The following is a 10453-nucleotide window of genomic DNA, read 5'->3' on the forward strand; positions in this document are numbered from 1 at the left end:
TTCTTTTTTTATTTTTTTTCTTTCTTTTTATCTTCCTATCTCCCGTGGCGGGCCGCCGCCCGCTCCCTCCCCTCGCACCCCGCTGACATGACCGCCGCCACCGCACTCCCACCGACACGCGTCCGCGCGACCGACCCGTCCCGGACCGTCGGCGCGGGCCGCACGGGCCCGTCGCTCCGGTCCGCGGCCGCTCGAGCACGTCGCCGGGCCCTCGCGCTCGTCGTCCTCGGGCTGCTCCTCGCCCTGTCGGCGCCCGCGGCCGCGAGCGCCCACGCGCAGCTGGTGGGCGCGGTCCCCGCGGGCGGCACGGTCGTCCGGGAGGCGCCGCAGACGGTGGAGTTCCGCTTCAGCGAGGCGGTCACGGCGACCGACGACGCCCTGCGGGTCACCGCCCCGGACGGGAAGCGCGCGGACACCGGCGCGGCGTTCCACCCCGGCGGGGTCGCCGAGCGGATCGCGGTCCGCCTGAAGGGCGGGCTGCCGCAGGGCTCCTTCACGGCGACCTACCGCGTGACCTCGGCCGACGGCCACCCGATCTCCAACGGCATCGTCTTCTCGATCGGCCGGCCGTCCGCGACGGCCACCAGCCTCTCCGGCGCGCTCGAGGGCACGCAGTCGGGGCCGATCACCCGCACCTTCTTCGGCGTCGTGCGCGCCGTCCAGTACCTGTCGATCGCCGTCGGGATCGGCGCGCTGGCGTTCCTCCTCCTGGTCCTGCGCCCGGCCGGCGCGGCGGGCCCCGAGGCGCGGCGGCGGACCCGCCGGCTCGTCGTCGCGGCGGCGGCGGCCGGCGCGGTCAGCGCCGCGCTGGGCGTCGTCCTCGAGGGTGCCGAGGGGGCCGGCGTCTCGCTCTGGTCCGGCCTGCGCCCGTCGGTGATCGGCGACGGCCTGGGCACGCGCTTCGGCACCGTCTGGGGCCTCGCGGCCGACTGCTGGATCCTCGTCGGCGTGGGGACCGCGTGGCTCCTGCGGCCGGCCCGCCGCGACGTGGCGACCGCGAGTCCGGCGGCGGCCGGGTCGGCCGATCCCACGGACGGGGGAGGAGCCCCCGCCGCGCCGGCGGACGTTCCCGGGGGCCTCGGCACCGCCGGCGAGGCCGCCCCCGGAGGCGTTCCGGACCCGCCGACCGCGACCCCGGCCGCCTCGCGCCGCCCCCGCCCCGGCACGGTCGTGCTCACCGTCGTCGTCGCTCTGGCGGCGCTCTTCCTCGTCCTGCACCCGAGCCTCGCCGGCCACGCCGCGACGCAGTCGCCGCGCGCGGTGCTGTTCGTGTCGATCACCGTGCACGTCGCGGCGATCGTCGTCTGGGTCGGCGGGGTCGTGGCGCTCCTGACCGTGGTGCCGGGCCTGCTGCGGGCAGCGCCCGAGGGCGCGCGCGGGACGCTCCTGGCCGCCGTCGCCGGCCGCTTCTCGCGGATCGCGATCTGGGCGGTCGCCGGCGTCGCCCTCTCCGGCGCGGTCCAGGGCTACGTCCTCGTCCGCACGCCCCACGCGCTGCTCGACACCGCCCACGGCCGCGCCGTCCTGATCAAGACCCTGCTGCTGATCGCGATCGCGATCGTCGCGTCCCGCAACCACCGGGTGACGGTGCCGCGGCTGCGGGCCGAGGCCGAGGTGGGTGCGGCGACGCCGGGCGCAGCCGAGGGCGCAGGGCCGACCGACGCGGGCTCGGACGCCGGCTCGGCACCGGTCACGGACGGGTCGCCGGCCGCCGACGGGCCGACGGGGACCGATGCGACGCAGCCGTCCGACGGCGCGGCCCGCGCCCTGCGCCGGCTCGTCCGCGCCGAGGCGCTGCTCCTGGTCGTCGTCTTCGCGGTCACCGGCGCGCTGTCGACGTACCAGCCGGCGATCGCGATCCCGCCCGGCCCCGCGAAGAGCACGGTCGTCGTCGGCCCGCTGCGCGCCGTGATCACGACCGCGCCGGCCCGGGTCGGCGTCAACACCGTGCGGATCGTCCTCACCGACCCCCGCACCGGCCGGCCGTTCACCGGCGCGAAGGCCGTCGAGCTCGCCGAGGAGCTGCCCGGCCGCGAGGTCGCCGCCCTGCAGCAGACCGCGACCGCGTCGCCCGCCGAGCCCGGCGTCTACACGGTCGACGGCACCCCGCTGACGATCGCCGGGCGGTGGCGCGTGTCGCTCACGGTCCGCGTCTCGGACTTCGACCAGTACGACGCCCACGTCGACGTCCGGATCCGCCCGTGACCCGCACCGCCGCTCCCGTCGCCCCCGCGTCCGGTCGCCGCTCCCCGACGGCCGGCCGCCGCTCCCCGGCACGGCGCTTCCGGCCGCGTGCCGGCGGCCCGCGCACCCACCTCCGATCGCCCCGATCCGTCCCGCTCTCCCGACCCGAAGGACCCCGCATGAGCACCCTCACACGCACCAGCACGACCGCCCTGGCGGTCGTGGCCCTGGCCCTCGGCGCCGCCGGCTGCGGCGGTGACGACGCCGGCTCGTCGAACGTCTCGGCGTCCGGCACCAGCGCCTCCGGCCAGACCGGCCACGACATGTCGTCGATGGCCTCCGGCTCCGCCCCGAGCCAGGCGCAGCAGGAGGCCAGCGCGTCGACGATGCAGATGCAGCGCATGGGCGCCGCGACCGCCGGGGACGAGAAGGTCGAGCTCGACGCCTCCGACCCGGTCACGTTCTCCGTCTACGAGGGCGACCGGCTCGTGAAGCACGCGCCGCGCGAGGGCGAGAACGCGCACCTGATGCTGACCCTGTCGGACGCCCAGAGCGGCGACCGGCTCCCCGACGCGACGATCACGCTGCGCGTCACCGACGAGGCCGGCAAGGTCGTCTCGTCCGGCCCGCAGTACCCGATGATCGGGATGGGCATGGGCATCCACTACGGCGACAACGTCACGCTGCCGAAGTCCGGCAAGTACGTCGCGCAGCTCGTCATCGGCCCGCCCCGGATCGGCCGCCACAGCGACGTCACCGACCGCTGGAACACCACCACGAAGGCCTCGATCCCGTTCACCTGGAAGGGCGCCGCCCGATGAGGACGACCCGGCGCCGGCTGCTGCTCGGCGGCCTCGCCACCGGCACGGCGGGCGTCGGGGCGGCCGTGGCGATCACGGCCGGCGGCGACGACCACACGACGGCCGCGGCGGGGCCGTTCCCGGCCCCGGCCACGCGCGAGACGCGCCAGCACGCCTGGGACGCCGTCCTGCACCGCGACGCGCACGGCAACGGCCTGCCGCCGCGGTTCCACCGGCTGGTGCTCTGCGACCTCGCCGGCGACGCCACGCCCGCGCGCGCCCGGGACGCCGAGGCGGCGCTCCGGCGGGTCGAGCACGCGGTCCCGATCGGGCCCTCGGGCGTCCTGATCGTCGTCGGCTGGGGACCGTCGTGGTTCCGTTCGATCCGGGCCGACGCCCCGATCCCGCCGCCGAAGTCCCTGAGCCCCGTCGAGGCCCCGACCCTCGACGACCCGATCGCGATCGTCCACCTGGCGTCCGACGACGAGCGGGTGCTGGACCGCGTCGAGCGGGCGCTCTTCGCGGGCGGCCCGCTGCCCGGGGCCCGAGGCCCGGTGACGCTCTCCGGCCTGCTGCGCGTGCGCTCCCGCCGCACCGGCTTCGTCGGCGCGGGGCTGCCCCGCGCCCGCCAGGAGGGGGCCGTCGGGCTGCCGACCGACCGGCCGATCGCCCGCAAGGCCCCGCTGTACATGGGCTTCCAGTCGGGCCTGCGGAAGAACCAGGCCACCGAGGACGACGTCACGATCGCCGAGGGACCCTGGGCCGGCGGCACGACGATGCACGTCTCCGCGATGGACCTGACGCTGGACACCTGGTACCACGGCGTCGACGACGCCGGCCGTGTCCGCCGGATGTTCGCCGCCGACCGCACCCCCGCGGACGTGGCGAAGCACCCGACCGGCCTGCCCAACCCGTCGCAGGACCTGGCCGCGGTCTCCCGGAAGCACGGCGTCGTCGGCCACGCGCAGGCGATGGCGTCGGTCCGCCGGAACGGCCGCCCGCGGATCATCCGCCGCGACTTCGACAGCCGCGACGGCGACGCCGCCCAGGTCCACTTCGTCGCCCTCCAGCGCTCGATCGCCGACTTCGAGGAGACCCGCAAGGCGATGAACGCCGCGAAGGCGATCGACGAGCAGGCCGGCGTCGGCGCCCAGATCAACAACGGCATCAACGAATGGATCACCGTGACCGCGCGCGGCAACTACCTCGTGCCCCGGCGTGCCGACCGCGTCTGCCCGGGGCTCGCGGGGAGGACGGCGTGATGCGGCACCGTCCACCGACACCGACACCGACACCGACACCCGCCCCTCGGACGGCCTCGGCCGTCGACCCGCCGGGCCGGCGCGGAGACGTCGTCCGCCGGGCGGCGGGCCGCCGGCGCTCCGCCCTGCGGGTGGTCGCCCTCGCGCTGCTGACCCTCGCCCTGCTGCCGGCCGCCGCCGGCGCGCACGGCGGGATCCTCCTGGCCAGCACGACCGCCGGCCCGTACCGCACCCAGGTGACGGCGGCCCCGCTCGTCGAGCGCGGCAAGCAGCCGGCGATCGACGTCACCGTCTACCTGAGCACGGTGGACTCGAACACCCCGATCGGCGACGCGACCGTCCGCACGACCGTCGTGGCGGACGGCCGGACGCTCCACCCGAGCGTCCGTCAGATCGCCGGCGGCTACGAGGCCGTCGTCCCGGTCGAGAACGCCTTCACCGTCGGCAAGCAGCGGATCGACGTGCAGATCAGCGGGCCTCGCGGCACCGGCCGCGTCACGATCGACCCGACCGACGCCGACGGGGGCGGCCCGCCCGTCGCCCTGCTCGCCGGCACGGTCGTGGTGGTCCTGCTGCTGGGATTCCTCGTCGTGCGGGTGCGGCGCGGGCGCGGGCCCGGCGGGGCACGAGGAGGTCGCGAGAACCGGTGGGAGGACGACGTCTGGGACGACGACGAGATCGCGCCGCGCGTCGACGCGCCGGCCGGGGACGCTCGGCGCGACGTCGACGTCGTGGGCGACCGCGGTCCGTAGTCCTGCGCGGCGGAGTCGCGCGCCGGACGGGCCCTGCACGGCGCGGGCCTCCGGGCGGGCGGACCCTGCGCGGGGCGGGGCCGGCGGGAAGGTCGCGCCGCCGCCCCGGGGCCGGCGGGAAGGCCGCGCCCCGTCAGGAGGACCGGCTCAGGCCAGCAGCTCGAGGACCCGCGCGGCCCACGCCTCGGGGACCTCGATGTGCGGGCAGTGCCCGACGCCGTCCAGCTCGACCACGCGCGCCTGCGGCAGCGCGCCGCGGACGCTCGCGAGGACGTGGGCGCCGGAGACGGGGTCCGCCATGCCCCAGACCAGCCCCGCGATCGGGGCGTCCGCGTCGAGGACGCCCTCCCAGCGGTCCGACCGGCGGGCGCGCTCGCCGATGTAGCCGAGGACCCGCCGCTGGAGCCCGAGCCCGCCGTCGTGCGTCAGCGCCGCGTAGTGCTGGGCCGCCGCGTCCTCCGAGAGCGGGTGCTCGGGACCGAACGCCGGCGCCCAGGCCGCGCGGAACCGCGGCTCGGTGATCACGTGGGCGAGCAGGTCGCCGAGGACCGGCGTCTTCAGCACGCGCTGGAACGGCCGCGGCCGGTAGACCTCGTGGTGGAGCCCGGCGTTGCCGAGGACCACGGCGTCGACCTGCACCGCGAGCCGGCCCTCCCGGGACCGCGCGAGCAGCTCCTGCGTGACGATCGCGCCGTAGTCGTAGGCGACGATGCTCGTGCGCTCCACGCCGTGGTGCGCCCAGAGGGCCTCGACGACGTCGGCCTGCAGGTCGATGCCGATCGCTCCCGTGCGGGGCTTGGCGCTGGCGCCGAAGCCGACGAAGTCCGGGGCGAGCACGCGGTGGCGCCCGGCGAGGTCGTCGAGCACGCCGCCCCACTCCAGCGAGCTGGCGGGGTAGCCGTGCAGGAGCGTCAGGTCCGGCCCCGCGCCGGCGTCGACGGCGAAGACACGGCGCCCGGCGAGCTCCGTCGTCGTCCCGCGCTGCCACCACTGCCGCGGGGTGATGGTCATCGGGTCACCTCGCCGAAGAGGAGGGGCAGGATCCGGGGCAACAGGGTGGCGCCGGGTGCGCCGTCGGCGGTGCGCTCCATCGTCAGGCCGTTGGTCATCGCAATGGCGGCCACCGCGAGGTCCTCCGCCGGGAGGGGCAGCTGGCGGCCCTCCCGCGCGGCGAGGTCGTCGATCGCGCGGGCGATCTCGGCCCGCAGCGGCGCCCGGTGCTCCTCGAGGCGCTCGCGCAGCGCGGCGTCCCGCAGGGCGTGCGTCCAGAACTCGATCAGGAGGACGATCCACGCGGGGTCGGCATCGTGCGCCTCGGCGAGACCGCGGCCGACGGTGCGGGCGTCCTCGGCCTCGGCGGCCAACCGGGCCCGGGTCGCGGACCGCTGCTCGAGGATCGCGAAGAACAGCTCGTCCTTGCCCGCGAAGTTCGAGTACACCGCGCCCTTCGAGAACCCGGCCGCGGCGGCGACCTGGTCGACCGACGTCGCGGCGAAGCCCTGGTCGGCGAAGACCGTGGCGGCGGCCTCGAGGATCCCGGCCCGGACGTCCGCCCGGGGCGTCCGGCGCGTCCGGGGTGCGATCTGCTCCTGGTTCATGACCGGAACGTAGCACTCAGTACCATTGGTATTCAATACCAGCGGTACTCGAATCCGGGCTCACGGAGCGCCGTGAGTGCGCCGTTCTTCCTGCTCAGGCACGGTTTTCGGCTCGATCTCCGGGGCACGGGGTGAAATTTCGGGATTATGTTGCCTCCGAGGGGTCCGATCGGCTACGTTCGCGCTCATGACCCACATCCGGCGCGCCTGGAGCCTGCTCGTGCTCCGTCGTCAACGAGCAGTCGGACCGCCGAAGCCCGGCCAGGCGCCGAGCACCCCGCTCCGGCGCCCGCCGGCCGTGCCGACGTCGTTGAAGCGGTAGCCGCGGCCGGCCCCGCCGGTCATCGCCCTGCCGGGCCGAGCCGGCGCCGGACGGCCGCGATCGACGCGTCCGTGCTCGTGTGCCGGATCGCGTGCCAGCCGCAGGCCTGCGCCGCGGCGACGTTCTCGGCCCGGTCGTCCAGGAACACGATCTCGTCGGGCCGCACGTCCAGGAGCCGCTCGGTCAGGCGGTAGATCGCCGGGTCGGGCTTCGCCAGGCCGACCTCGTGCGAGTAGACCAGCACGTCGAAGAGGTCCGAGAGGCCGTACCGCCGCTCCTCCTCGCGGCGCGCCCCGTCGGCCGAGTTGCTGAGCGCCGCCGTCGCGACGGCCGGGCGCAGCCCGAGCACGAAGTCGCGCAGCTCGACGTCGAGGACGCCGCAGTAGCCGTCCCACATGTCGGCCAGCATGGCCTCGGTGCGCGCGTCCGACAGCCCGAGGGCTTGCGCGAACCACGCCCGCAGGCCGGCCTCCGTGATCGACCCGTCGTCGTACGCCGCGATCGTCCCGGCGTCCGCGCCGGCCATCAGGGCGCCGCGCCCGTGACCGGTCGCGTCCTCCCACCGGCCCATCCACGCCTGCTGCCAGCGGTCGTCGTCGACCACCTCCAGCACGCCGCCGAGATCGAGCACCACCGCGCGCACCGCCACCCGGCCGACCCTATCCCGCGCCCGTCCCGGCGGCGCCGGAGTGGGCGGCGGGTGGCAGCGGTGCGGTCGTCGGCGGGCGGGCGGGGCGTCCTGCGGACGAGCGGCCTCCGGGGCGGGCGGGGCGTCCTGCGGACGAGCGATCGTCGCGGGATGTCGTCCGAACCCGCCGCGGCGCACGACCTCGCCGGATTCCCGGGCCTGCGGCTGCCGCTCCCGACCGGCGGGCTGGAGCTCCGGCGGTGGGAGGCCCGGGACGTCGACGCGCTGGTCGCGATCCGCGACGGGGACCCCGAGATGATCCGCTGGACGCCCGTCCCGCAGCCGTACACGGCCGACGAGGCCCGGGCGACGCTCGCGAAGTGGGACGGGCGCTGGGACGCCGGCACCGGGGCCGCGCTAGCGATGGTCGCCGGCCCCGAGGGCGAGGTCGTCGGCGAGATCGACTTGGTCGTGCGCAGCTGGGTCGACCGGACGGCGGAGATCGCGTACTCCGTTGCCGCGCCTGCCCGGGGCCGCGGGTTCGCGACCCGGGCGCTCGAGGTGGTGCGGGATGCGGCCGTCGGGCTCGGGTTCCGGCGCCTGGTCCTCCAGGTGGAGCCGGGGAACCACGCCTCGTGGCGGCTGGCGACGCGCTGCGGGTTCCGGCTCGAGGGGATCCAGCGGGCGGCCGCGATGCATCAGGGTCGCCCGGTCGACCTCGCGATCCTGGCGTACGTCGTGATGCCGGATGCGGGGACGTCCTCAGGGCCGTAGGCGGTCGTGCCGGTGGTCGGCCGCGTCCGGCGGGTGTCGCGCCGCGCTCGCGGGCCGGATGCGGCGACTCGGCCGCGGCACGGGCCGGTCGAGACCCGCAGGTCCCGGCGGCGTGTCCGCGGTCCGGCCGAGGTCGGCCCGTCGCCGCCGCGCGTACAGGCCCCGAGCACCCGCGCGGCGACGACCGTCAGGCCCGCCAGCGCCGGCAGCGACAGGGCGCCCGCCCACTGGACGGCGTTCGCGGGCGACGTCAACAGGCCCGCGGGGATCCCGCCGTCCCAGCCGCGGCTGATCATCGCCAGCTGGACCCGCTCGCCGCGCTCGAAGCAGCGCACGAGCAGCGTGCCGGCGGACCGGATCACCGCGCGGGCCTGCCAGAGGAACCGGGGGTCGTCGCCGCGCGCGATCCGGGCGGTCCGCATCCGGCCGAGCTCGGCGAGGACGACCTCGACGTAGCGGATCGTGAAGCCGGCGATGGCGGTCATCACGCGCGGGGCGTGCAGCCGCTCGGCCCCGGCGAGGATCGCCGCCGGGGGCGTGCAGGCCGCCAGGACGGCGGTGCCGAGCAGCACCAGCGACGCCTTGGCGACGATCCCGAACGCGAGCCACAGCCCGTCGACCGCCAGCGGGATCCCGGCGATGTGGACCCGATCGCCGGTCGCGACGAACGGCAGGACGATCACGAAGAAGACGAACGGCACCTCGATCACCAGCCGGCGCAGCAGGTCCCCGGGCGGGATCTGCGCGACCGTGGCGGCCGCGAGGACGAGCACGAGGTGCAGCCCGAACGCCCACGCGGCGTGGGTCGGCGTCAGCGCGACGGCGACCGCGAACACGCCGAGCGCCGCGACCTTCGTCTGCGGCGGCAGGCGGTGCAGCGGCGTGTCGAGGCCGAGCAGCTCCTCGTTGCCGCCGTGCGCGGCGCCGCTCACGGGCGCTCGGGGGTCACGGGCATCGGCGGGGACGGTAGCGCTCGGGGGCGGCGTCGGACGGCCCGCTCGCCGTTCGAGGGGGTCGGTCGATCGTCGGCCGTGCGGTGTCCGGCATCGTCCGCGGCACCCGGGCGGGCCGTCGGATCGGTGACCGATGGGCGCGGCCGCGGTCGGGGAGCCCCGGGGGTCCGTCCCGTGGCGCGTGGCCGCGGGTCAGACGACGACCGGCTGGTCGCCCGGCGTCTGCCGCAGCGGCGGGGTACCGCGCAGGCGGAGCGAGACGATCAGGGCGAGCACCAGCAGGACGGCGCCGACGAGGACGACCTCGTTCCAGCCGCCGGAGTCCCACGCGACGCCGCCGAGCGGGCCGGCCACCGACGAGCCCAGGTAGTAGGCCAGCAGGTAGAGCGCCGACGCCTGCGCGGGGGCGTGCTCGGCGCGGCGGCCGACCCAGCTGGACGCGACCGAGTGGCCGGCGAAGAAGCCGATCGTCAGGACGGCGATGCCGAGGATCACGAGCGGCAGCGGGTGCAGCAGGGTGAGCGCCAGGCCGGCGGCGGCGATCAGGACGCCGACGGGCAGGACGGCGCGGCGGCCGATCCGGTCCGCCATCCGGCCGGCGACGGCCGAGCTCAGGGACCCGAGCGGGTAGACGAGGAAGACGGCGGCGATCGCGGTCTGACCCAGGTGGTACGGCGCCTCCTCGAGCCGGAAGCTCAGCCCGTTGAAGACCGCGACGAACGTGCCCATCAGGAGCGCCGCCATCGCGTCGAGCCGCAGCTGGCCGGGGTCGCGCAGGTGCGCGCGGAGGCTCGCGAGCGTGGCGCGCGGCGCGAACGCCTTGGGCGTGAAGTGCCGCGACGCGGGCGCGAGGCGCAGGAAGACCGCCGTGCACGCGAGGCTGATCAGGCCGACCGCCAGGAGCGACACGCGCCAGCCGCCGACGTCCGCGAAGACGCCGCCGACCAGGCGCCCGGCCATCCCGCCGATCGCGTTGCCGCCGATGTAGAGGCCGATCGAGCTGCCGAGCGACTCGGGGTGGACCTCCTCGACGAGGTACGCCATCGCGACGGCCGGCAGCCCGGCGAGCGCGATCCCCTGCAGCATCCTCGATCTCGAAGCAGCGCGGGGCCGAGATGTCCTCGAGGTTGATGCCGCCGAAGGTCGGGGCGACCGCCTTGCAGATCGCGATGATCTCGTC

The 10453-nt window shown here is 76.4% G+C and carries 11 protein-coding genes; 6 read left to right on the top strand and 5 right to left on the bottom strand.

The annotated features are described in order from the left end of the window. From AB0L40_RS23720 to AB0L40_RS23735, 4 genes are all read left to right on the top strand, one after another. On the top strand, positions 1 to 2205 hold a 2205-nt coding region (locus tag AB0L40_RS23720; RefSeq protein ID WP_364360569.1), incomplete at its 5' end, for a copper resistance protein CopC. A gap of 158 nt (positions 2206 to 2363) precedes the next feature. Further along, positions 2364 to 3005, top strand: coding sequence for an iron transporter (locus AB0L40_RS23725; protein ID WP_364360571.1), 642 nt, complete (start codon positions 2364 to 2366; stop codon positions 3003 to 3005). Then, entirely contained in the window at positions 3002 to 4246 is a 1245-nt protein-coding gene (locus AB0L40_RS23730) for a Tat pathway signal protein (RefSeq protein ID WP_364360573.1), read from the top strand. The genes AB0L40_RS23725 and AB0L40_RS23730 overlap by 4 nt, the downstream gene beginning before the upstream one ends. Before the next feature lie 131 nt (positions 4247 to 4377). After that, positions 4378 to 4998 carry a hypothetical protein gene (locus tag AB0L40_RS23735; protein ID WP_364360575.1) on the top strand — a complete coding sequence of 207 codons (621 nt, stop codon included), beginning with the start codon at positions 4378 to 4380 and terminating at the stop codon, positions 4996 to 4998. 147 nt (positions 4999 to 5145) lie between these two features. Here the strand turns inward: AB0L40_RS23735 and AB0L40_RS23740 are convergent, their stop codons facing one another. Both AB0L40_RS23740 and AB0L40_RS23745 read right to left on the bottom strand, forming a co-directional pair. After that, the gene (locus tag AB0L40_RS23740; RefSeq protein WP_364360577.1) at positions 5146 to 6009 is read right to left on the bottom strand and encodes an alpha/beta hydrolase; all 864 of its coding nucleotides are present in this window, start codon (positions 6007 to 6009) and stop codon (positions 5146 to 5148) included. Next, positions 6006 to 6596 (bottom strand): TetR/AcrR family transcriptional regulator, encoded by a 591-nt coding sequence (locus AB0L40_RS23745; RefSeq protein WP_364360579.1) that lies wholly within the window; start codon positions 6594 to 6596, stop codon positions 6006 to 6008. The genes AB0L40_RS23740 and AB0L40_RS23745 overlap by 4 nt, the downstream gene beginning before the upstream one ends. Positions 6597 to 6783: 187 nt before the next feature. Here AB0L40_RS23745 and AB0L40_RS23750 point away from each other — a divergent pair, with 187 nt between their 5' ends. Continuing rightward, positions 6784 to 6918 carry a hypothetical protein gene (locus tag AB0L40_RS23750; protein ID WP_364360581.1) on the top strand — a complete coding sequence of 45 codons (135 nt, stop codon included), beginning with the start codon at positions 6784 to 6786 and terminating at the stop codon, positions 6916 to 6918. Positions 6919 to 6937: 19 nt separating this feature from the next. On the opposite strand, the gene AB0L40_RS23755 is transcribed toward AB0L40_RS23750, so the two are convergent. Next, on the bottom strand, positions 6938 to 7567 hold the full coding sequence (locus tag AB0L40_RS23755) for an HAD family phosphatase (protein ID WP_364360583.1): 630 nt from the start codon (positions 7565 to 7567) through the stop codon (positions 6938 to 6940). A gap of 150 nt (positions 7568 to 7717) precedes the next feature. Between AB0L40_RS23755 and AB0L40_RS23760 the strand changes: the two genes are divergently transcribed. Then, positions 7718 to 8320 carry a GNAT family protein gene (locus AB0L40_RS23760; protein WP_364360585.1) on the top strand — a complete coding sequence of 201 codons (603 nt, stop codon included), beginning with the start codon at positions 7718 to 7720 and terminating at the stop codon, positions 8318 to 8320. Here the strand turns inward: AB0L40_RS23760 and cbiQ are convergent. Both cbiQ and AB0L40_RS23770 read right to left on the bottom strand, forming a co-directional pair. Next, positions 8245 to 9252: a cobalt ECF transporter T component CbiQ gene (gene cbiQ, locus AB0L40_RS23765; RefSeq protein WP_364360587.1), complete on the bottom strand. Its 1008-nt coding sequence runs from the start codon at positions 9250 to 9252 to the stop codon at positions 8245 to 8247. The genes AB0L40_RS23760 and cbiQ overlap by 76 nt on opposite strands. A 213-nt stretch (positions 9253 to 9465) precedes the next feature. Continuing rightward, entirely contained in the window at positions 9466 to 10359 is an 894-nt protein-coding gene (locus AB0L40_RS23770; protein WP_364360589.1) for an MFS transporter, read from the bottom strand. Positions 10360 to 10453 lie beyond the last annotated feature (94 nt).

Origin of the sequence: Patulibacter sp. NPDC049589 (assembly GCF_040675535.1) — a bacterium.
Taxonomy (GTDB): Bacteria; Actinomycetota; Thermoleophilia; order Solirubrobacterales; family Solirubrobacteraceae; genus Patulibacter.